23 protein-coding genes are annotated in these 20,587 nt (G+C 75.0%); 14 read left to right on the top strand and 9 right to left on the bottom strand.

Going from position 1 to position 20,587, the window contains the following annotated elements; translation table 11 throughout:
- The first annotated feature begins 123 nt into the window (after positions 1-123).
- The 4 genes from ACFVTF_RS02800 to ACFVTF_RS02785 all read left to right on the top strand — a co-directional run bounded on the left by ACFVTF_RS02800 (position 124) and on the right by ACFVTF_RS02785 (position 2,365).
- The gene (locus ACFVTF_RS02800; protein ID WP_387808106.1) at positions 124-657 is read left to right on the top strand and encodes a potassium channel family protein; all 534 of its coding nucleotides are present in this window, start codon (positions 124-126) and stop codon (positions 655-657) included.
- A gap of 85 nt (positions 658-742) precedes the next feature.
- Positions 743-1,153 carry a VOC family protein gene (locus ACFVTF_RS02795; protein WP_371518177.1) on the top strand — a complete coding sequence of 137 codons (411 nt, stop codon included), beginning with the start codon at positions 743-745 and terminating at the stop codon, positions 1,151-1,153.
- A 151-nt stretch (positions 1,154-1,304) separates the two neighbouring features.
- On the top strand, positions 1,305-1,742 hold the full coding sequence (locus ACFVTF_RS02790; protein ID WP_387808103.1) for a helix-turn-helix domain-containing protein: 438 nt from the start codon (positions 1,305-1,307) through the stop codon (positions 1,740-1,742).
- On the top strand, positions 1,739-2,365 hold the full coding sequence (locus tag ACFVTF_RS02785; RefSeq protein ID WP_387808100.1) for a glyoxalase: 627 nt from the start codon (positions 1,739-1,741) through the stop codon (positions 2,363-2,365). Before ACFVTF_RS02790 ends, ACFVTF_RS02785 begins: the two co-directional genes overlap by 4 nt.
- 40 nt (positions 2,366-2,405) lie before the next feature.
- Here the strand turns inward: ACFVTF_RS02785 and ACFVTF_RS02780 are convergent, their stop codons facing one another.
- From ACFVTF_RS02780 to ACFVTF_RS02770, 3 genes are all read right to left on the bottom strand, one after another.
- The gene (locus ACFVTF_RS02780) at positions 2,406-4,019 is read right to left on the bottom strand and encodes a protein kinase (RefSeq protein WP_387808097.1); all 1,614 of its coding nucleotides are present in this window, start codon (positions 4,017-4,019) and stop codon (positions 2,406-2,408) included.
- Between the two features lie 403 nt (positions 4,020-4,422).
- Positions 4,423-5,559 carry a hypothetical protein gene (locus ACFVTF_RS02775; protein WP_387808094.1) on the bottom strand — a complete coding sequence of 379 codons (1,137 nt, stop codon included), beginning with the start codon at positions 5,557-5,559 and terminating at the stop codon, positions 4,423-4,425.
- On the bottom strand, positions 5,556-6,449 hold the full coding sequence (locus ACFVTF_RS02770) for an RNA polymerase sigma factor (protein ID WP_387808091.1): 894 nt from the start codon (positions 6,447-6,449) through the stop codon (positions 5,556-5,558). The genes ACFVTF_RS02775 and ACFVTF_RS02770 overlap by 4 nt, the downstream gene beginning before the upstream one ends.
- Positions 6,450-6,656: 207 nt before the next feature.
- Here ACFVTF_RS02770 and ACFVTF_RS02765 point away from each other — a divergent pair, with 207 nt between their 5' ends.
- The 3 genes from ACFVTF_RS02765 (at position 6,657) to ACFVTF_RS02755 (ending at position 9,261) form a co-directional block, all read left to right on the top strand.
- A complete protein-coding gene (locus ACFVTF_RS02765) occupies positions 6,657-7,370 on the top strand; it encodes a VC0807 family protein (RefSeq protein ID WP_387808088.1) in 714 nt (237 codons plus the stop codon).
- A 204-nt stretch (positions 7,371-7,574) separates the two neighbouring features.
- Positions 7,575-8,315, top strand: coding sequence for a tyrosine-protein phosphatase (locus ACFVTF_RS02760; RefSeq protein ID WP_387808085.1), 741 nt, complete (start codon positions 7,575-7,577; stop codon positions 8,313-8,315).
- Positions 8,316-8,511: 196 nt separating this feature from the next.
- A complete protein-coding gene (locus ACFVTF_RS02755; protein WP_387808082.1) occupies positions 8,512-9,261 on the top strand; it encodes a Clp protease N-terminal domain-containing protein in 750 nt (249 codons plus the stop codon).
- A gap of 62 nt (positions 9,262-9,323) precedes the next feature.
- Here ACFVTF_RS02755 and ACFVTF_RS02750 read toward each other — a convergent pair whose 3' ends face one another.
- Both ACFVTF_RS02750 and ACFVTF_RS02745 read right to left on the bottom strand, forming a co-directional pair.
- Complete coding sequence (locus ACFVTF_RS02750; protein ID WP_387808079.1) at positions 9,324-9,779, bottom strand: NUDIX domain-containing protein; 456 nt, start codon at positions 9,777-9,779, stop codon at positions 9,324-9,326.
- Between the two features lie 147 nt (positions 9,780-9,926).
- On the bottom strand, positions 9,927-10,364 hold the full coding sequence (locus tag ACFVTF_RS02745) for an SRPBCC domain-containing protein (RefSeq protein WP_387808076.1): 438 nt from the start codon (positions 10,362-10,364) through the stop codon (positions 9,927-9,929).
- Positions 10,365-10,524: 160 nt separating this feature from the next.
- Between ACFVTF_RS02745 and ACFVTF_RS02740 the strand changes: the two genes are divergently transcribed.
- Entirely contained in the window at positions 10,525-10,851 is a 327-nt protein-coding gene (locus tag ACFVTF_RS02740) for an STAS domain-containing protein (protein WP_387808073.1), read from the top strand.
- Here ACFVTF_RS02740 and ACFVTF_RS02735 read toward each other — a convergent pair.
- The 3 genes from ACFVTF_RS02735 to ACFVTF_RS02725 all read right to left on the bottom strand — a co-directional run bounded on the left by ACFVTF_RS02735 (position 10,759) and on the right by ACFVTF_RS02725 (position 12,595).
- The gene (locus ACFVTF_RS02735; RefSeq protein ID WP_387808070.1) at positions 10,759-11,736 is read right to left on the bottom strand and encodes a sigma-70 family RNA polymerase sigma factor; all 978 of its coding nucleotides are present in this window, start codon (positions 11,734-11,736) and stop codon (positions 10,759-10,761) included. The genes ACFVTF_RS02740 and ACFVTF_RS02735 overlap by 93 nt on opposite strands.
- Before the next feature lie 129 nt (positions 11,737-11,865).
- Positions 11,866-12,138, bottom strand: a complete 273-nt coding sequence (locus ACFVTF_RS02730; protein ID WP_371518163.1) for a hypothetical protein — start codon at positions 12,136-12,138, stop codon at positions 11,866-11,868.
- A gap of 190 nt (positions 12,139-12,328) precedes the next feature.
- Positions 12,329-12,595 (bottom strand): UBP-type zinc finger domain-containing protein, encoded by a 267-nt coding sequence (locus ACFVTF_RS02725; protein WP_363582452.1) that lies wholly within the window; start codon positions 12,593-12,595, stop codon positions 12,329-12,331.
- 230 nt (positions 12,596-12,825) lie between these two features.
- Here ACFVTF_RS02725 and ACFVTF_RS02720 point away from each other — a divergent pair, with 230 nt between their 5' ends.
- Together ACFVTF_RS02720 and ACFVTF_RS02715 are read left to right on the top strand one after the other, a co-directional pair.
- A complete protein-coding gene (locus ACFVTF_RS02720; protein WP_387808067.1) occupies positions 12,826-13,587 on the top strand; it encodes an SDR family oxidoreductase in 762 nt (253 codons plus the stop codon).
- Positions 13,588-13,670: 83 nt separating this feature from the next.
- Positions 13,671-16,220 carry a lysylphosphatidylglycerol synthase domain-containing protein gene (locus ACFVTF_RS02715; protein ID WP_387808065.1) on the top strand — a complete coding sequence of 850 codons (2,550 nt, stop codon included), beginning with the start codon at positions 13,671-13,673 and terminating at the stop codon, positions 16,218-16,220.
- A 49-nt stretch (positions 16,221-16,269) separates the two neighbouring features.
- On the opposite strand, the gene ACFVTF_RS02710 is transcribed toward ACFVTF_RS02715, so the two are convergent.
- Positions 16,270-16,467: a hypothetical protein gene (locus tag ACFVTF_RS02710; RefSeq protein WP_371518157.1), complete on the bottom strand. Its 198-nt coding sequence runs from the start codon at positions 16,465-16,467 to the stop codon at positions 16,270-16,272.
- A 251-nt stretch (positions 16,468-16,718) separates the two neighbouring features.
- Here ACFVTF_RS02710 and ACFVTF_RS02705 point away from each other — a divergent pair, with 251 nt between their 5' ends.
- The 4 genes from ACFVTF_RS02705 (at position 16,719) to ACFVTF_RS02690 (ending at position 20,587) form a co-directional block, all read left to right on the top strand.
- Positions 16,719-17,363, top strand: a complete 645-nt coding sequence (locus ACFVTF_RS02705) for a class I SAM-dependent methyltransferase (protein ID WP_063348741.1) — start codon at positions 16,719-16,721, stop codon at positions 17,361-17,363.
- A complete protein-coding gene (locus ACFVTF_RS02700; RefSeq protein WP_350878299.1) occupies positions 17,360-17,938 on the top strand; it encodes a TrmH family RNA methyltransferase in 579 nt (192 codons plus the stop codon). The genes ACFVTF_RS02705 and ACFVTF_RS02700 overlap by 4 nt, the downstream gene beginning before the upstream one ends.
- Before the next feature lie 192 nt (positions 17,939-18,130).
- Positions 18,131-19,063, top strand: a complete 933-nt coding sequence (locus ACFVTF_RS02695) for a 3-oxoacyl-[acyl-carrier-protein] synthase III C-terminal domain-containing protein (protein ID WP_371518156.1) — start codon at positions 18,131-18,133, stop codon at positions 19,061-19,063.
- Positions 19,064-19,174: 111 nt separating this feature from the next.
- Positions 19,175-20,587, top strand: coding sequence for an ATP-grasp domain-containing protein (locus ACFVTF_RS02690; RefSeq protein WP_387808060.1), 1,413 nt, complete (start codon positions 19,175-19,177; stop codon positions 20,585-20,587).

The raw sequence follows: 20,587 nt of genomic DNA, 5'->3' as shown, positions 1-20,587 counted from the left end.
AGCGGTCAGCGGGGGCCGGTGCCGCGGCCCCCGCCGACACGCCCCCTGGACGCTCCAGCCCGAACGGCCCGAACGGCCCAGCCCGGGACGCGGCCGGCCCGGCGCGGCCGCAGGCTGGACGCGATGTCCGGAAGCCAGCCACCGCCACCGCAAGGCCGGGTCGACCCGCGGTCCGCGCTCTGGCTGCTGGGCGCCTGCACCGCGCTGATCCTCGTGTACTGGCTGCTCCCCCTGCGCCGGCTCGGCTACCGCCACCCCGTCCTCAGCTGGCTCGTGTTCGCCGCCGCGCTGGTCGGCCTGACCGGCCTGCTGCTCGCGAAGACCACCGCCGTGCTGCGGGGCGACGCGAAGCGCCCGGTGGTCTGGCTGACCTTCCTGATCTTCCTCGCGATGACCATCTTCGCCGCGACCTACTACGTCATGGCCGCCCGTCCGGGCGATTTCGACGGGCTGGTCACCCGGCTCGACGCCCTGTACTTCACCGTCGTCACCCTGGCCACCGTCGGCTACGGCGACATCACCCCGGCCGGTCAGGCCCCGCGCCTCGTGGTGATCCTGCAGATCGGGTACACCTTCGTCTTCCTCGCCACGGCGGCGGGGACGCTGTCGCGGGCGATCCGGGCGAGCGTCGAGACCCGGAGCCACCGCAAGCCGTGACGTCGTCCACAGGCTGTGGACAGCCGCGTCCGATCGGTCAGGATTCGAGAAGCACGCCCGCGCGGCCACACCTAGCATCGGCGCCATGGACATCACCATTCACACCAGCGTCCTCCCGCACGACGACCCCGACGCGTCCCTGGCCTTCTACCGCGACGTCCTCGGCTTCGAGGTCCGCGGCGACGTCGGGCAGGGCAAGATGCGCTGGATCACCGTCGGCCCCGCCGACCGGCCCGACACCTCCATCCTCCTGGCGCCGCCGGCCGTCGACCCCGGGATCACCGAGGACGAGCGCCGCACCATCGCCGAGATGATGGCCAAGGGCACCTACGGCTGGATCCTGCTGGCCACCCGGGACCTCGACGGCACCTTCCGGGCGGTGCAGGCCGGCGGCGCCGAGGTCGTCCAGGAGCCGACCGAGCAGCCGTACGGCATGCGCGACTGCGCCTTCCGCGACCCCGCCGGCAATCTGATCCGCATCCAGGAGCTGCGCTGAGCCGTCCGGCCGCGCGCCGACCGTGCGGGCCGTGCGGACCGCGCAGTCCCTGACGGCCGCCACGGCCGCCATACCTGCCACGACTGCCCCGGCTTCCACGGCTTCCACGGCCGCGACGGCCGGAGTCGGGCCCGGTGAGAGGAGTCCTCCCGTGTGTCACCCCTCGTGGGCCCGCGCCCGTGCGGCGGCGCAGCGCCTGAAGGACCTCGCGCGGCTGCGCCGCGTCCGGGACCGGATCGACCGCGAGTACGCACGGCCGCTGGACGTCCTGGCGCTCGCCCGCGACGCCGGCCTCGCGGCCGGGCAGCTCAGCCGCGAGTTCCGGCTGGCCTACGGCGACTCGCCGTACGGGTACCTGACGGCGCGCCGCGTCGAGCGCGCGGCCGCATTCCTGCGCTGCGGCGACCTCGGCGTCACCGCGGTCCGCCGCGCGGTCGGCTGCACCTCGCCGGACGCCTTCCGCACCCGCTTCACCGAACTGGTCGGCATGCCGCCCGACGACTACCGGCGCCGCGCACGACGGGCCGCCGGACCGGTCAGGATTCGAGAAGCCCCGGCCGCCGGGCCGCGCCTAGCCTGGCGGACATGACCTCCATCGACTCCCTCGTCCTCGACGTGGCCGACCCCACGGCCGCCCGCAGCTTCTACACCACCGCCTTCGGCCTGGACACGCAGCTGCGCCTGCGGGCCTCGCAGGAGCCGACCACCGGCTTCCGCGGGTTCACGCTGTCCCTCACGGTGTCCCGGCCCGCCACCGTCGACGGCTTCGTCGGCGCCGCCCTCGACGCCGGCGCCACCGCCCTCAAGCCCGCCGCGAAGTCGCTCTGGGGCTACGGCGGCGTCGTCCGGGCCCCGGACGGGACGATCTGGAAGATCGCGACCGCCGCGAAGAAGGACACCGGGCCGGCCACCCGGCACATCGACCAGCTCGTGCTCCTGCTGGGAGTCGCGGACGTCTCCGCGAGCAAGCGGTTCTACGTCGACCGCGGCCTCACCGTGGCGAAGAGCTTCGGCCCGGTGTACGTCGAGTTCGCCACCGGGTCCAGCCCGGTCAAGCTCGCGCTGTACAAGCGCCGGGCCCTCGCCAAGGACGCCGGCGTCTCCCCCGACGGCAGCGGATCGCACCGGCTCGTGATCGGCGGCACCGCCGGAACCTTCACCGACCCGGACGGGTTCGCCTGGGCGGCCGAACAGCCCGCGGCCGCGCGCTGAACCGCCGAGCCACCGTCGGACAGGACCTGGGGCTCCGCGGTCACCAGTCCTGGTTGTCGGCGGCCGTGGCGTGCAGGGTGACCAGCAGGGCGCCGAGGCGGGCGTTCCAGTTGGCGTAGGTGGGGCCGTCGATGGCGTGCTTCTTGGCCAGGTCGCGGATCACCTTCTGGGCGTCCTTGAGCTCCTGGGCCGCGTCGTCCGGATTGCCCTCGTTGAGGCGGGCGGAGGCGTCGTCGAGGATGCGCAGCAGCTGCGCCTGGCGGTCGTGCTCCTTGCCCGCGACCTGGGTCTGGACGACGGCCTGGCGGAAGGCGTTGAGCTGGAGGGCCGCCCCCTGGTTGCCGGGGACGCCGGGGTTGGGGGCCGTGGGGAGGCCGGCCGGGGTGGTGGGAGCCGCGGTGGTGGGCGTCGGGGTCGCCGCGGGGGTGGACGCGCGGGCCGGGGTGCTGGGCGCGGCGGCCGGGGTGCTGGGGGCGGTGGCCGCCGGCGGCTTGGTGGGAGCGGGGGCGGCGGCGTTGCCAGCGGGCTCGTCCAGGGCGGCGACGGCCAGGGCGGTGACGCCGGCGAGTCCGACCACGCCCAACGCGCCGAGGACGAGGGGCCTGCTACGGCGGCGGCCGCGGCCGGCGGGCGCGGGCGGGCCCTGCCGGACGGGCGCCATCAGCGAAGTGGCCGGCGGGGCCTGCGGGACGGGCGCCATCAGCGAGGTGACGGCCGGGGCCTGCGGCGGGAGCAGCGTGGTGTGCTGCTGGTTGGGGTTCACCGGCCTCACGGGCGGCAGCAGTTGGGTGGCGGCGGCGGTGGCGAGGAGTTCCGCCGTCGGGTCGCCGACCGCCAACCCGGGGATGGTGGAGAGGAGTTCGGCCCGCGCCGCGACGGCGTCCGCCGGCCGGTCGGCGGGGTTCTTGGCGAGCAGGCGCAGCACGGCCGCGTCCAGCGCGGGCGGCAGGCCGGGGCGGCGGTAGGACGGCGGCAGGGGCTGCTCGCTGACGTGCTTGAAGGCGATCGCCACCGGGGTCTCGGCGGTGAACGGGGTCTCGCCGGTGAGCATTTCGGTGAGCACGCAGCCGACCGCGTAGAGGTCGGTGCGGCCGTCCAGGGGCGAGGCGGTGGCCTGCTCGGGCGACAGGTAGGCGGCCGTACCGAGCACGCTCGCCGTCTGGGTCAGGTTGCTGGACGAACCGGCCCGGGCGATGCCGAAGTCGACGACCTTCACCCCGCCGTCGTCGGTGATCATGATGTTTCCGGGTTTGATGTCCCGGTGGACCAGCCCGGCCGCGTGCGCGACCGCCAGCGCCTCGCAGACCGCCGCCGCGATGCCGACGGCGCGTTCCACCGGCAGGCCCGGCTGCTGCACCAGCACGGCGGCGAGCGAACGGCCGTGGACGAGCTCCATGACGATGAACGGCGTGCCCTGGTCGACGCCCGAGTCGAAGACCATGACGATCCTCGGGTGCACCAGCATGGCCGCGTGCTGCGCCTCGCGGCTGAACCGCTCGGCGAAGCGGGGGTCGTCGGCGAGCCCCCCGTTGAGGACCTTGACGGCCACCTGGCGGCCCAGCACGTGGTCCAGCCCGCGCCAGACGGTGGCCATGCCGCCGACGCCGAGTATCTCGACGAGTTCGTAACGCCCGTTCAGCGCCCGTCCGATCACCTGGAACTCCCCTCACGTGCCGTGCCCGGTGTTCCGGGCCGCCTCGTGCACCTGTGCACGATAGCCGCACCGCCGGACCGCACCGCCGGGGGCGGGGAGGCGGTCGGGGGACCGGGCAGCGGTCCCCCGGCCGCCGGCGCGGGGGTGCGACCCGCCCTGACTGCGGGAGGGCGGGCCGCACGTTCCAGGCCGACCGGGCCGGCGGCGCGTCCGGGGTGAGCGCCTGCCGGGCCGGCCGGGGCCGGCCGGGCGGCCGGACGGCACGGGGAGCCGACCGGCCACCCGGGGTCTTCGGGTGGTACTGACGAGCGGTACTGCGGGTGGTGCGGTCCTGCCGGTGGTGCGATCCGGGTGGGCGGCGAGCCCGGGGGGAGTCGCTCGCCGCCCACCCGGAGTTCCTGGGTTACCTCCGGCCCGACTGGCTGTCGTCGGGCCGGTCGGTCCTGCTCGGGCGGACGTCGGGCAGGGGCGGCGCGCTCGGCGGCGCCGGGACGGTCACGCCGGACCGGCCCGGCTTGGCCCCGTTGCCGCCGTTGCCCTTGTCCTGGCCCTTGTCCTGACCGTTGTCCTGGCCGTTTCCCTTGTCCTTGGTCTTGGCCTTGTCCTGCCCGTTGCCCCGGCCGTCCTCGGTGTTCCCCTTGCCCGCACCTGGGCCGGGGGTGGTCCGGCCGGGGTCGTGGGGCTGCGCGGCGGCACCCGGGTGGTCGTCGTCCTCGTCGCCGAGCACCTCCGCGCAGTAGTCCGCCACCTTCTCCGCCCCGCCGGCCGCCGCGACCAGCGGGCCGAACCGCGGCTCGGTGGCCGGTGAGCGCTCGCCCCGGCCCGACCAGTCGGCGAAGCCGTGGCAGAGGGCGACCAGTCCGGGCGCGAGCGGCCGGGCGCCGTGCCCCTCGACGTCGCCGTCGCCGTCGGTATCGGCGGAGGGGGTGCCGGGCTTCGGCGCGGTGGACGGTCCGACCAGTTGCGGGCCGCCCGAGGCGGAGCCGCCGCCGGACGGGCGGACGGGCGGGGTGCCGGGCACGGCACCGTCGGGCGAGCTGCCGGACGAACCGTCGGCCGAGCCGGCCGACGCATCGGCGGACGCGGTGCCGGGCGCACTGCCGGAGGGCCCGCCCGCGGCGGCGAGCGCGTGCTCGGGCGCGCCGGACCCGCCGCCCAGCGGGGACGGCAGGTTGCCGGTGCCGGCGGCGACCGCGACCCCGCACAGCGCGGTGGCGCCGAGCACGGCGGCAGTGGCCTTCGTGCTGAAGGCCCTGGCCAGCGCGGCGGTTGCCATCGATCGTCTCCGGACGGGTGTGGTCACTACGGGGTCGGGCGTGAGACGCGCCTCCCGGAACGCGGTCAGGGCGGCCTGCTCCCCGGCCAGTTCGTCGGCCGTCGCCGGGGCGGCGGCCGCGGCGAGGATCCGGGCGAGCGGCCCGGGACCGCCGTCCGGTCCGGTGAGCGAGGCGTCCTGCCCGGCCGGCGGGCCGCCCACGGCACCGCCGAGCAGATGCTCGGCAGCGTCACGGTCGATCCGACGGGATCGGTTGGTGCTCATCTCATGTCCTTCAGCGTCGCGGCCCGGCGTTCTGTCACACCTTGCGGAGAACTTTTTCCCGCAGGCTTTCCCGCGGGTTTCCCCGTGGGCTTCCCGGCCGCCTTCCCCGCGGTTTCCTCGACGGGTTCCTCGGAGGGTTCCTCGACGGGCTCCTCGGTACGGCGCCGGCCGGGTCGGCCGGGCCGCCGCACGGCCGGTTCGGCCTCGCGCGCGGCGGGGATCCCGACACCGGCCGCGAAGGACTGCTCCAGCAGCGTGGCCAGCTTCCGCAGCCCCCGGTGGGCGGCCATCCGGACGCTGCCGGCCCGCTTGCCGAGCACCCGGGCGGCGCTCTCGGCGTCCAGCTCCATGACCACCCGCAGCAGGACGGCCTCGGCCTGGTCGCGCGGCAGCCGGGAGATCAGCGCCAGCGCGTCGGCGGTGCCGACGGTGGCCAGCGCGGCGCCCGCGGTGTCGTCCCCGGCGGCCAGCCCGGCCAGGTACTCGAAGGGCAGGTCGGCGACCGGGCGGCGGCGCCGGGCGCGCAGGTGGTCGAGCGCGCGGTGGCGCGCGACGGTGGCGGCCCAGCCGCGGAAGCCGTCGCCGTCTCCGGAGAAGCCGCCCAGGTCGCGGGCGATCTGGAGCCAGGTCTCGGAGGCGATGTCCTCGGCGTCCTGGACGTCCTCGGGGCGACCGCCGACCAGGACCCGCAGGTAGCGCAACAGGCCCGGCTGGACGGTCCGGAACAGCAGCCGGAACGCCTCCTCGTCCCCGGCCTGGGCGGCCCGGACGGCCTCGGTCAGATCGGCGGGAGCGGGGGCCCGGCCCGCTGGCGGGCCGACGGAAGGGACTGGTCCGGACCGGCCGACGGGGCTGCCGGTGCCCGCTCCGGGGCGCTCTGCACTCTGCACCCGCCACATCATGGGCCATCCGGGCGAACGCGACCCCGCGAGCCGGGAGAAGTAGCAGGTCGGAGCGGCTGTCACGGCCCGCACCATGACAGCTGTCACGCGGATCCGGCAACGGACGGCACTGCTCTGACGGAGGGTCGGACGGAAACACTGGAGGCACGACGCGGGCAGCGGCCCGCGGCCACCAGCAGGGAAAAGGAACCCGCCGTGAGCCGAACCGTCACCACCACCACTGCTGCCACCACCGCCGAGGCCGGCACCACCCCGAACCCGTCGGCCGCCGGGCTCCGCCCGCTCGCCATCGACGTGGTCGCCCCGCTGGCCGGCTACTACCTGCTGCACTCGGTCGGCGGCCTGAGCGTGTTCGCCGCGCTGGCGTGGAGCAGCGCCATCCCGGCCGCCCGGACCGTGCTCGGCCTGCTGCGCGAGCGCAGGCTCAACCTGTGGGCCGCGCTGATGCTGACCGTGAACCTGGCGGGCCTGGCGCTCACCTTCGTGACCGGCGACGCCCGGCTGATGATCGCCAAGGACGGCGGGCTGAGCGGCACCGTGGCGCTGGCCATCCTGTTCTCGGCGCTGGTCGGCCGGTCGGTGATGACCCCGGTGCTGATGCCCTTCCTCACCAAGGGCAAGCACGACCGAGCCGCCGCCTGGCAGCGGCTGGTCGAGGGCCGGGCGGCCGGCTCCCGGGCCTTCCGGCGCCACGAGCGGGTGTTCGCGGGTGTCTGGGGCACCGCGCTGCTGGCCGACTGCGTCGCCCGGGTGGTCGGCGCCTTCACCCTGCCGGTGGCGACCATGGCCTGGCTGTCCACCGTGTTCATGATCGGCGCGATCGCGGCCGGCGCGGTGCTCGGCCGGACCGCGGCCGAGCCGATGGAGAAGCTGGTCGCGGCCGAGACCGAAGCCCCGACCGCCGCCTGACGCCGCCTGACGCCGCCTGACCTGGCCCGACCTGGTCTGCCGTCCACCTGCCGCCCGGGGGAGCACCGCCGCCCCCGGACGGCCCACGTACCGGCCCCAACGCCGGGTGTCGGCGATCCGAACAGCACGGAACCATCCGGATCTCCCGGGAGTCCTTCATAACGAGGGGGTAACGGGACCCCCGGTCGAGGAAACGGGGCCCCCATGAGCCGGACGCACGCGCTGACCACCACCGAGGACCGCACCCTCGTGTGGGACGGCTGCCTGAACGTCCGTGACCTGGGCGGGCTGCCCACCGTCTCCGGCCGGCCGACCGCCCGCGGGGCGATAGTCCGGGCGGACAACCTGGACCGCCTCACCGCCGAGGGCTGGGACGCCCTCCTCGACCACGGTGTCCGCACCGTGGTCGACCTGCGCAACACCGAGGAGTACAAGCCGCTCCTCCCGCTCCCCGAGGGCGTCGAGCTGATCCGCGTCCCGCTGGACGAACTCGCCGGCCCCGCCTGGTGGGAGGCCTACGGCCGGCTGGACGGCACCCCGCTCGCGCTCCGCCCCTACCTGGACCACTGCCCGCACGCCGCCGCCGCGCTGATCGCCGCCATCGCCGGCGCCCGCCCCGGCGGCCTGGTCGTGCACTGCGGCGCCGGCCGCGACCGCACCGGCCTGGCGGCCCTGCTGCTGCTCGCCCTGGCCGGCGTCGAACGGGCCGCGATCGTCGAGGACTACCAGCTCAGCGGCCCCAACGTCCGCCCGCTGTACGGGATGCTGGGCCTGCCGGACCAGTACCACCGGATCGACGCGGTGCTCGCCGAGGCGGGCACCACCGCCGAAGCGGCCCTGGCGGACGCGCTGGAGGGCCTCGACCCGGCGGGCTACCTGCTCGCCGCCGGGGCCACCCCGGCCGAGGTCGCCGCCGTCCGGGCCCGGCTGCTGCCCGCCGCATAGCGGCCACCGGGCCGGAACGGCTCCTGCAACTCGACCGCCTGGAGCCCGAGTTCGCGAGACGGCCCGGCCTCGGGCCGGGCCGGGATCCGCGGCCCGCCGATCGGACGCCTCCGTTCCGCAGGGACCGCCGAAGACTACTGACGCGTAGCGTCAACCGATGGTTGACGACCCGGGATCGACAACCTACGGTTGACGCATGGAGAATCCCGTCGTTCCCAACACCACTCCGCTGCGCCTCGACGACCTGATCGCCGCGATCAAGAAGGTCCACCCCGACGCGCTCGACCAGTTGTCCGACGCGGTCATCGCCGCCGACCACCTCGGCGACCTCGCCGACCACCTGATCGGCCACTTCGTCGACCAGGCCCGCCGCTCCGGCGCCTCCTGGACCGACATCGGCCGCAGCATGGGCGTCAGCAAGCAGGCCGCCCAGAAGCGGTTCGTCCCCAAGGACCCGGGCACCCCCGCCGACCTCGACCCCAGCCAGGGCTTCGCCCGGTTCACCGACCGGGCCCGGAACGTCGTGATGGCCTCACAGGAGGAGGCCAGGGCGGCCGGCAACGCCGAGATCACCGCCGAACACCTCCTGCTCGGCCTGCTCACCGAACCGGAGGGCATCGGACTCAAGGCGCTCGCCGCCCAGGGCGTCACCCCGGAGGCCGTCCGGGAGGCGACCGCCGCCGTCCTGCCGGCCGCCTCCGCGCAGGTGCCCGCGCTGATCCCGTACGACGCGCAGGGCAAGAAGGTGCTGGAACTGACCTTCCGTGAGGCGCTGAAGCTCGGGCACAACTTCGTCGGCACCGAGCACATCCTGCTCGCCCTGCTGGAGCTGGAGAACGGCTCGGGCGTGCTCGCCGGCCTCGGCGTCGAGAAGTCCGAGGCGGAGACCTTCACCTCCGAGGCCATCAAGGCCATCATCGCCGCCCGGAACGCCGAGCAGGCGTGAGACGGGGCCCGGCCCCGGGCGGAACTCCCGCCCGGGGCCGGTCGGTTGGGCCGGGGCGGGACTCAGAAACCCGAGATGGGCGTGGTGACGATCCGCACCCGGCCGTCGGCGGCCGCCTCCAGCGCCGCCCGCAGCCGGAGCGAGCGGGCCGGGCCGAGGAGTTCCAGCGCCTCCTCGACGGTGGCCCACTGGTGCCGGTCCAGTTCGACGGCCGGGACGGTCACGGGGGTGCCGTCCGGGACGGTGCCGAAGTCGAACATCAAGTGCTGCGCCGGGTGGTCGAGTTCGGCCGAGGGGTGGGTCCAGGAGATGGCCAGCAGCTCCCCGGTCGCCCGGACGATGCCGGTCTCCTCCAGCAGTTCCCGCGAGGCGCACTCCACCGGGCCCTCGCCGAGGTCGATCGTGCCGCCCGGGAACTGCCAGTACTCGCGGTACCCGGCCTTCACGATCAGGATCCGGCCGGACTCGTCCCGCAGCAGGCAGCCCGCCGCCGCGTAGATCCTGGGCAGGGAAGCCAACCATTCCTCACGGGACTTCAAGGGCTCAGCCGTCACTGCGATCCTCCTGGGGCACGGTGGTTCTGCACCGCCCACTCTGCCACCGACCCGCCCGGCGCCGTCGGTTCAGCGCCGTCGGTTCAGCGCCGTCGGTTCAGCGCTGCCGGTTCAGCGCTGCGCGGCAAGGTGCTCGACCAGGCGGTCGAAGCTGGAGTTGAGGCCCGCCTGGGCCTCCGGGCCGCAGTACATCGCCGGCACCTCGGTCTGGTGCAGGACCACCTCGGTGCGGCCGTCGCCGAGGTCCTTGAAGGTCATCGTGGAGTGCAGGCCCACGCTCTCCTCGACCAGGGCGATCAGCTCGCCCGGGCGGATCTCGGTGATCTTGGCGCGCATCGGGTACGCGTCGCCGGTCTCGTCGACGATCATGGTGCTGTCGTAACGCCCGCCCACCCGCGGCTCGATGGTCACGGTGTCCAGCTCGACGTGGGTGCCGACCGGGCCCCAGAAGCGGACGAACTGCTCGGGCTCGACGTAGGCGCGGAAGACGGCGTCCGGGGTGGCCGGCAGCTCGCGGGTGATGGTCAGCTCGCCCAGGTTCTCGGTCATGGTGTCGTCCTTCGTGATCGCGGCGCCACGGTGGCGCTTTCACAGGAGTAGACCGAGGGCGCGATCGAAACTCATCGCTCCATGCGGAAATTCTTTCGAGAATTTCCGAGAAGTTCCGCCGGCGCCGATGAGCCGGGGCCGCCGGGCCGGTCCAAGCAGCATGGACACCACGCCGGAACCCCCGCCCGCCCCCGCCCTGACCTGCGACCTGGGCGCGCTGACCGCGCCCGACCTGGCCGTCGTCGACGCCCTCGCCCGGCTGCGGCTCGCCGCCGCGCGGCACGGGGTGGGCGTGGTGCTGCTGAACGCGAGCGGCCCGCTGCGGGAGCTGCTCGCGTTCAGCGGGCTCGCGGCCCTGCTGCCGGGGGGCGTGGACCCCCTCGACCTCCGGCGGCTACTCGGCGGCCAGCCGGGGCGGGAGGCCGAACAGCGGGAAGAGCACGTCGGTGTCCAGGAAGTTGGTGAACCCGGTGATCCGGCCCGCTGACACCTCCAGCACGATCAGCGCCCACGGCTCGTGCCCGCCCACCGGGCTCGGCCGGTACTGGGCGAAGGCCGGAGCGCCGTTGGCCGTCACCGGGACCAGCCGGGAGCCGCGGCAGCCGTGGCCCGGGCCGAGCATCCAGGCCCGGATCTCGCCCTGCCCCCGCAGCCACATCGCGTACGGCGGCATGTTGAGCGTGACGTCCTCGTGCAGCAGCGCGGCGAGGCCGTCCATGTCGTACGCCTCGAAGGCGCGGACGTAGCGGTCCAGCAGCGCGCGGTGGTCGTCGTCCAGCGCGGGGGCCGGGCGGGCGGCCGCGCCGTCCCCGGCGAGCACCGCGCGCGCCCGCTGCAGCGCGCTGTTCACCGAGGCCACCGTGACGCCGAGCAGTTCGGCCACCTCGGCGGCCTTCCAGCCGAGCACCTCGCGCAGGATCAGCACGGCCCGCTGCCGGGGCGCGAGGCGCTGCAGCACGGCGACGAAGGCCAGCTTCACCGACTCGCGCTGGGCCGCCACCTCGGCCGGGTCACCCGTCTCGGGCAGCACCCGGCCGTCCGGCGCGGGGCCGATCCACGTCACCTCGGGCAGTTGGGTGTCGCTCGCCGTGGCCACCGTCACCGGGCCGGCCAGGTCCATCGGGCGGGCCCGGCTGTTGCGGCCGTTCAGCGCGTCCAGGCACACGTTGGTGGCGATCCGGTACAGCCAGGAGCGCAGCGCGGCGCGGCCCTCGAAGCCGCGGTGGCCGCGCCAGGCGCGGACCATCGTCTCCTGCACCGCGTCCTCGGCCTCGAAGACCGAGCCGAGCATCCGGTAGCAGTAGCCCGTCAGCTCCGTCCGGTACCGCTCCAACTGGAGCTCGACCGGCTCCTCCGTGATCAGGTCGGCCATCGTGCGCCCCCGTCGTCCCGCCCCGTGCTGGTGAACGGCACGAAGGTACTCCAGCCCACTGACAACCGCCCCGGCACGCGTCGGGGGCGGGCGCCGGAACGCGGCGCCCGCCCCCGGACCCGGATCCGCTCAGTGGGCGGAGTGCTTCTCCGCGCCGCGGTGCCGGTGGCCCTTGAGCTCGGCGTGCATCGACGGGGCGGCGTGCCCCGCCGAGGCCGCCTGGTCGCGGCCGCCGTGCCGGAAGGCGTCGGGCGCGGCGTACCCGGCGGTGGCGGAGGACATGGCGTCGGCGCGCAGCATCGGCACCATCCGGGTGGGCGCGGTCGCCATGCCGCGGCGCTCCAGCAGTTCCTGGGTGCCCCGGCGGAGCTGGGCAGTGCTGCCCGGTGTTCGCCTGGTCATCGTCGGCCTCCCTTCGGCGGTCACCGGCGGGACGGATGTCGACCGGAGGGGCCGGGGGCCGCGCGGGCGTTATGTCCGGATTTTATCCGGGTTCCGCCCGGATGCCACCGGGAACGGGCCCCGGCTTCGCCTGGGTTCCCGGGCCTTCCCCGGACCGGCCCGATCCGCGGGACGCGCCCCGCGCCGGGCCTCAGCCCATGACCTCGTGGACGAAGCACCAGCGCCAGTCCTCGCCCCGCTCGTACGAGCGGATCACCGGATGCGAGGTGTTGTGGAAGTGCGCGGTGGCGTGCCGCTGCGGCGAGAAGTCGCAGCAGCCGATGTGGCCGCAGTCCAGGCAGATCCGCAGGTGCACCCAGTCCCGGCGCCCCTGGGCCAGGCAGTCGGCGCAGCCGTCGGCCGGGGGGAGGGGCTCGATGTCCTGGGGGGCCGCGGCGAGGTCTTCGCAGGCGCTCATGCCCGCAGGGTAGTGACGGCCCGGCCGGCCCCGGCCCCAAGACACGCCGCGCGCCCGGCCGGCCTTCCCGGCGCCAGGGTGGTCCTGCCGCACCCGGGAACGCGGATCCCGGGAAGACCGGACCCGGGGAGGGCCGCACCCGGGACGCACACGGCCCTGGGCGAACCTCCGCCGCCCGCACACAGTTGTCGTCGTCAGCCCCACCACCCTCCCAGGCCCAGGAGCCACCGATGAGCTACCCCGCCCTCGCCGCCCGCACCGCCGTCGTCACCGGAGCCGCCAGCGGCATGGGAGCGGCCACCGCCCGCCTGCTCGCCGCCCACGGCGCCCGGGTCGCCCTGCTCGCCCGCCGCACCGACCGCCTCGACACCCTCGCGGCCGAGCTCACCGCCGCCGGCGGCCAGGCCCTCGCCGTCACCGCCGACATCACCGACCAGGCCTCCGTCGACGCCGCCGCCAAGGCCGTCCACGACGCCTACGGCCGGGTCGACCTGGTGGTCAACAGCGCCGGCGTGATGCTGCCCAACCCCCTCGCCGACGGCCGGACCGACGAGTGGACCCGCATGGTCGACACCAACCTCACCGGCGCCCTGCGGATCATCCGCGCCTTCGCCGACGACCTCACCGCGGCCGCCGCCGACGGCCGGGCCGCCGACCTGGTCAACGTCTCCTCCATCGCCTCGCGCGTCGTCTTCCCCAACTACGCCGTGTACGGCGCCACCAAGGCCGCGCTCACCCAGCTGTCCGCCGCCCTGCGCTCCGAACTCAGCCCCCGCGACGTCCGGGTCAGCTCCATCGAGCCCGGCCTGACCGACACCGAGCTCGGCGGCCACATCGACAACCCCGCCCTGCGCGAACAGCTCGGCGGCATGTTCGCGGCCATCCCCGCACTCACCGCGGACGACCTCGCCGACCTGATCGCCTACACCGTCAGCCGCCCCCGGCACGTCAACCTGAGCCACGCGGTCGTCGTGCCGACCCGGCAGGCGTAGGGCCTGTCCCCGGACTCCCCCGATCCGGGCCGGCTTCCGGGCTCCGGCTCCACCATCAGGGGAGGCATGGGAGCATGCCACCCGTGGCGATCGTGACGGGGAGAACGAACGGCGACACCGGCGGTGGCGACACCGCCGGCACGCCCGCACCGGCGGACACCGGCATACCGACGAGCGCCGGAGCCCGCCGGGGCCCGGCCCGGGCGGTGTCCGAACCCGGCCGGATCCGGCAGCCCGTCGCCCTGATCCGGCTGCTCACCGGGCTGATCGCCATCGCCCTCACCCTGCTGCTCGCCGACTACGCCCGGGCCACCACCGGCGGCATCGCCGCCGACGTCGCCGAGGCCGCCGAACTGGTGCCCCGGCCGCTCGCCGGCCTCGCCGGCGGCCTCACCACCGCCGCCGTGCTGCTGGTGCCCGTCGTCCTCGCCGCCCGCCGCCTCCTCGGCCCCGACCGGCGACGCGCCCTCCAGCAGGTCTCCGACGGCCTGCTCGCCGCCGTCCTCGCCTACGGCGCCACCCTGCTCCTCGACCTGTGGGCCGACGGCGTCGCCCCCGTCTCCCTGCTCGCCGCCCTCACCCAGGCCCTGCCGGGCGGCGCCCTCGGCCACACCGAGCCCGTCTACGGCTACCTCGCGCCCGTCCTCGCCTTCATGACCGCCTCCGGCAACCGCGAACACCGGGCCCCCTGGGCCGTCCTCGCCCTCTCCGGCCTCGCCGGACTCGCCGGCGGGTACGCCACCCCCACCGCCCTGCTGCTCGGCCTGCTCATCGGCTGGACCGGCGCCCACGGCACCCTCTACGCCGTCGGCACCCCCGACCCGCTGCCCAGGCCCGGCGAGATCCTCCGGGCCCTGCGCGAGAGCGGCCTGCGCCCGGCCGAGGCCCACCCCGCCGGGCCCGACCGCTACCTGGTCCGCCAGGCCGACGACCGGCCCGACCTCGACGTCCAGCTCCTCGACCGGCAGGCCGTCACCGCCGCCGCCGTCCAGCGCGCCTGGCGCCGCCTGCGGCTGCGCACCGCCCCCCACCCCCGGGCCCTGCGCTCCCCCCGCGCCGGCCTCGAACACGAGGCGCTCGTCACCTACGCGGCCCTCGCCGCCGGCGTCCGCACCCGCCGCATCGCCGCCACCGCCGGCCTCGGCCAGGACACCGCCCTCATCGCCTACGAACACCTCCCCGGACGCACCCTCGACCGGCTCCCCGACGAGGAGGTCACCGACGACCTGCTGGCCGACGCCTGGCGGCAGCTCGCCCGCCTCCAGCGCCGGGAGATCGCCCACCGGGCGCTCGTCCCGTCCTCCCTGCTGGTGGACGCGACCGGCGCGGTGCACCTGGTCGACTTCGCCGACGGCGACATCGCGGCCAGCGAACTCGTGCTGCGCTGCGACATCGCCCAGCTGCTCACCACCCTCGCCCTGCGGGCCGGCGCGGCCCGCTCCGTCCACACCGCCGTCACCGTCCTCGGCGCCGACACCGTCGAGGCCGCCCTCCCCCTCCTCCAGCCCATCGCGCTCGCCCGCACCACCCGCCACGCCCTCAAGCACACCGCCCGCCCGACCGCCGCCGCCCACGCGGACGGCCCGGCAGGCCCCGGGCCCGACGAGGCCGCCGCCGGCGGGGGCGGGCTGCTGGAGGAGATCCGGGCGGAGGTGCTGCGGACCAGGCCGCAGGCGGAGGTGCGGCCGGTGCGGTTGGAGCGGCTGCGGCCGCGGACCCTGCTCGCGGTGGTGGGCGGGGTGGTGGCCGGGTGGCTGCTGATCCCGCAGCTGTTCGCGGCCGAGGACAACCCGATCGCGGCGGTGGCCGACGCCGATCCGACGTGGCTGGCGCTGGCGCTGCTGGCGGCGGCACTGAGCCACGTGACGGCGGCGATGGGGTTCGTCGGGTTCGTGCCGGAGCGGCTGGACTTCCGCAACGCGGTGCTGGCGCAGCTGGCCGGGTCGTTCGTGAAGCTGGTGTCGCCCGGCGGTGTCGGCGGGATCGCCCTGAACACCCGGCTGTTGCAGCGGGCCGGGATCCCGACCGCGCAGGCGCTGTCCAGCGTCGGGGTGGGGCAGTTGATCGGCCTGGTGCTGCACCTGCTCCAGCTGGGCGCCTTCGTCTACCTGCTGGACCTGCAACCGGGCGGTTCGGAGCTGGACGCGCTGCCCGCCGTGGTGGGCGGGCTGGCGGGGGCCGCGGCGCTGCTGGCGGTGGTGTCGGCGGTGCCGCCGGCCCGGCGCTGGCTGGCGGCGCGGCTGCGGCCGCTGACCACCGAGGTGCTGCCGCGGCTGCTGGACCTGCTGCGCAGCCCGGCCCGGCTGGCGGTGGGGCTGACCGGGCAGCTGCTGGTGTCGATCTGCCTGATCGGCTGCCTGTACTGCTGCACCCGGGCGATCGGCCGGGAGCCGTCCTTCGCCTCGGTGGCGGTGGTGTTCCTGGTCGGCAACGCGGCGGGCAACGTGGCACCCACCCCGGGCGGGGCCGGAGCGGTGGACGGGGCACTGATCGCGCTGCTGCAGCAGACCGCGTCGATGGAGAAGGGCGGCGCGCTCGCGGCGGTGGCGATGTACCGCCTGCTGACGCTGATCCTGCCGGTCCTGCCGGGCTGGGCGGCGATGACCTGGCTGCAGCGCCGCCGGGCGCTGTAGGGCCCCGGGCGGCGCACCGGGCGGCGCCCCGGACCGGGCCCGGCGGCGGCTATTCGCGGTACTCGTCCTCGTCGAGCTGGACGACGCGGCTCTGCTCGGCGGCGTCGGCGACATCGGTGGCCGGGTCGGCTCCGACGGCCCGGCGTTCGGCCACCTCGTCGTACTCGTCGCCCTCGGGTGCCGCGTCGTCGGGTTCGACGGTCTCGACGGCCTCGTCGATCAGGTAGTCCTCGTGATTCTGCGGCATGGCGTCCGTCCTCACTGTTCGGAGGCGCTGTCCGGAGGCTCCCACGGGCGCGGGGGCGGTACTGGCAGTATCCGTCGCCGGGCGGCCGGGCGCGATTGCGCCGTGGCGGCCCCGCGGCCGCCCCGCGGCGCCCGGGCCGCCGGCCGGCACGGAACGCGCCGCAGGCCACCGGGGGTACGATCGGTGCCGTACCAAGGGCTTACCCACACCCACCCGGTGGCCCCGAGGCCCTTACGAACGACGGGGAAATCATGTCCGGCTCGCACTACTTCACCGGTGCACCCGAGGTCGCCAGCGAGCGCCGGCCGATCACGGTCTCCCTGCCGGACCTCACCCTCGAACTGACCACCGACACCGGAGTGTTCTCGCGCGGCCGGCTCGACCCGGGCACCCGGATCCTGCTGGAGCACGCCCCGCAGCCGCGGGTGCGCGGCCCGATCCTGGACGTCGGCTGCGGCTACGGCCCGATCGCGCTGACCTGGGCGAGCCGGCGCAGGCGGCTGCCGGTCTGGGCGGTGGACGTGAACGAGCGCGCGCTGGAACTGGTGCGGCTGAACGCCGAGGCGCTGCGGCTGGGCAACGTCCAGGCCGCGCTGCCCGAGGACGTCCCGCAGGACGTGCGGTTCGCCACCATCTACTCCAACCCGCCGATCCGGATCGGCAAGGCCGCGCTGCGCCGGCTGCTCACGCACTGGCTCGGCCGGCTGACCCCGGACGGCTCGGCGTTCCTGGTGGTGCAGAAGCACCTGGGCTCGGACTCGCTGCAGAAGTGGCTGAACGAGCAGGGCTACCCGACCACCCGGGTCGCGTCGGTCAACGGGTTCCGGATTCTGGAAGCACGCCCCCGCCCGGAGCCGGGCGAGGGCACGGAGAGTGGACGGGGAACGTCGTCGTGAAGCAGTTGCGCGGGACCGAACTGAAGCGACTGCACCGCTCGTGGCGGCGCAGCAACGAGTTCCGGCTCGCGATGATCCTGGAGAACCTGCAGTCGCCGTTCAACGTCGGCTCGGTGGTCCGGACCGGGGCCGCGATGGGCGCCGAGAAGCTGTACCTGGCCGGGGAGACCCCGTCGGTGCGCTCCTCGGGCGCGCAGAAGGCCGCGATGGGCACCGACAAGTACTTGAAGGTGGAGCACTTCCCGACGATCGCGGAGGCGGTCGCGGCGGCGAAGGCGGACGGATTCAAGGTGGTCGGCCTGGAGCTGGCGGACGAGGCGGTGCCGATGTTCGCCGCCGAACTGACCCCGGCGGTGGCCTTCGTGCTGGGGCACGAGGACCGCGGGATCACCCCCGACGCGCTGGCGCTCTGCGACCAGGTGGTGTTCGTGCCGCAGCTGGGCCGGGTCGGCTCGCTGAACGTGTCGGCGGCCGCGACGGTGGCCTGCTACGAGGCGCGCCGCCAGGGGTACGCGATCAGCGGCACCCCGGACGGCACCGACCTCGGTGACCTCGGCGGGGCCGACGACGAGTAGGACCTGATCCGATCCGGAGGGGTGGGCCGAAAGGCCCGCCCCTCCGGTCGTTTCCGCCCGGCTGCGCAGGCCGGCCGACCACGTCCGCGGACCGGGCTTCCCCGGCGTCCGCGGGGAGCGCGCCCCGGCCCCGCCAGCGGTGGTCAGCGCAGCGTCAGCTAAGCGTCAGCGCTCCAGGCGACTGTAGTTGGCATGACGTCGATCACGGCAGTCTCCAGCTGTCTTCCCGACACCATCCCGATCGCGCGCTTCCAACAGGAACTCCAGCTGACGGATGTGCAGCTCCGGCGCTACCAGCGCTTCTACGGGCTCTCCGAGGTGTGCCGCGACCCCGCGGCCACCGAGACCGAGCTGCTGCTGCGCGCCGCGACCAAGCTGGTGGAGCTGCGCGGGCAGGAACAGCGCGTCAAGTACGTCCTCCAGGCCCGCACGATGCCGTCGCCGCTGCCGTACCCGATGACCTCGCTCCGACCGGTCCAGGTCGAGCTCGGCCTGGAGCACGCCGCCGGCTTCGTCGTCTCGCACCACGCCTGCGCCTCCGGGCTGCTCGCGCTGGACCTGGCGGGCACCCTGCTGGCCGCCGACCCGGATCCGGACGCGCTCGCCCTGGTCCTGGCCGGGGAGAAGGCGTGCACCACCCGGACGCAGTCCATCCCGGACGTCACCGTCATGGGCGAGGGCACCGTCGCCTTCCTGGTGAGCGCGGACCGTACCGGCTCCGACCGGATGCTCGGCTACGCGACGCGCACCCACACCCAGTTCGGCGACGAGTTCATCATGGGCGACGCCGCCGCCAAGGAGTTCCAGGACCTGTACGGGCCCGGCCTGTGCGAGGTGATCGGCGCCGCCCTGGAGGAGGCCGGCTGCGGCCTCGACGAGCTGGCGCTCGTGCTGCCGCACAACGTCAACCGGCTGTCGTGGATCGGCGTCTGCAAGGCGCTCGGGCTGCCGCTCGACAAGGTCTTCCTCGACCTGGTCGGCGAGACCGGGCACTGCTTCTGCGCCGACCCCTTCATCAACCTGCAGAAGGCCACCGAGCTGGGGCGGCTGCGCCCCGGCGACCGCTACCTGATGACCAGCGTGGGACTCGGGGCGACCTTCGCCGCGATGGTCCTGGAGCACTGACGGCCGCCCGCTGACCGGCCACCCCCGCAGTACCGGCGCACCCGCACCACCGCAGCACCCGCGCACCCGCCGCACCGCGCCCGAGCGCACACGAGAAATGACGAGGTCGACATGCATCTACCGTCCTCCGGCTTCAGCGCGCGCCTCAAGCGCGCCGTGACCGGGTCCGCGGACACCCCGCTGGTGTTCCTGGGCAACTTCGAGGTGGAGAACCACTGGGCGCTCGGCGAGCCCGCGCTGCCCCGGGTCGCCTCGCACGCGGGCAGTGCGGTGGTGAACCGCATGGACGAGTTCGCGCTGCTGCTCGGCGGCAAGGACGACCACGTCGTGCTGAAGACCGCCCTGGACGAGGGCTACCGCGGCTACCTGGAGGGCCTCGGCCTGGAGCTGCCCACCGTGCACGTGGTGGCCGGCCAGGACCCGCAGCGCACCGTCAGCGAGGACGCCCTCGCCGACCCCGAGCTGCTGCGCGCGCTGTCCGCCGTCGCCGCCGAGGGCGCCCGGCTGACCGCGCACGGCATCTCCACCGTCGAGGAGGAGCTGGCCGAGCGGACCGGGCTGCGGCTGGGCGCGCCGACCGCCGCGGTCTGCAAGCGGGTCAACAGCAAGGTGTACAGCCGCCGGCTCTCCGACGAGCTGGGCATCCGCCAGGCCCGCGGCTGGGCCTGCGAGACGCTGGAGGAGCTGGCCGAGGCGGTGGCCGCGGCCGGTGAACTGCTGGCGGCGGGCCGCAAGGTGGTGCTGAAGGACGCGTTCGGCGTGTCCGGCAAGGGCATCGTCGTGCTGGACTCGGAGGCCCGGTTGGGCCGGCTGCACCGGATGGCGGTCCAGCAGGCCGAGCGCGCCGCCAAGGCCGCGGGCGGGGCCCCGCGCACCGCGCTGGTGATCGAGGAGTGGGTCGCCAAGCGCTGCGACCTCAACTACCAGTTCACGGTGGGCCGGGACGGCTCCACGCACTTCGACTTCGTCAAGGAGCTGCTGACCGAGGGCGGCGTCCACAAGGGCCACCGGATCCCGGCCCGGCTGACCGACGGGCAGGTCGCCGAGATCGAGGCGACGGCGCTGCGGCTCGGCGAGCGGCTGGCCGCCGACGGCTACTACGGCGTGGTCGGCGTCGACGCGATGGTCGACCCGGACGAGGGCCTGTACCCGGTCATCGAGATCAACGCCCGCAACAACATGTCCACGTACCAGAACGTGGTGCACGAGGGCGGCCTGGCCGGGGCCGAGGAGGTCGCCGTCGCCCGGCACTTCCCGCTGCGGCTGACCCGCCCGCTGCCCTTCGCCGAACTGGCCGAGGTGCTGGACGGGCTGCTGCTGACCGAGCGGGGACCGCGCCCGCGCGGCCTGTTCGTGAACAACTACGCCACGGTGAACGCCGCCGCGGGCACCGCCGCCGACACCGAGGCGGACGGCTTCGAGGGCCGGCTGTACGGCGTGCTCGTCGGGGCCTCCGACGAGGAGATCGAGGCGCTCGACACCGACATCACCCGCCGCCTCGCGGCCTACCCGGAACGGAGCTGA

The sequence above is a fragment of the Kitasatospora sp. NPDC057940 genome, from assembly GCF_042887425.1.
GTDB lineage: Bacteria > Actinomycetota > Actinomycetes > Streptomycetales > Streptomycetaceae > Kitasatospora.
Note: the sequence above shows the minus strand (reverse complement) of the source record. Positions and strands in the feature narration are given on the sequence as shown.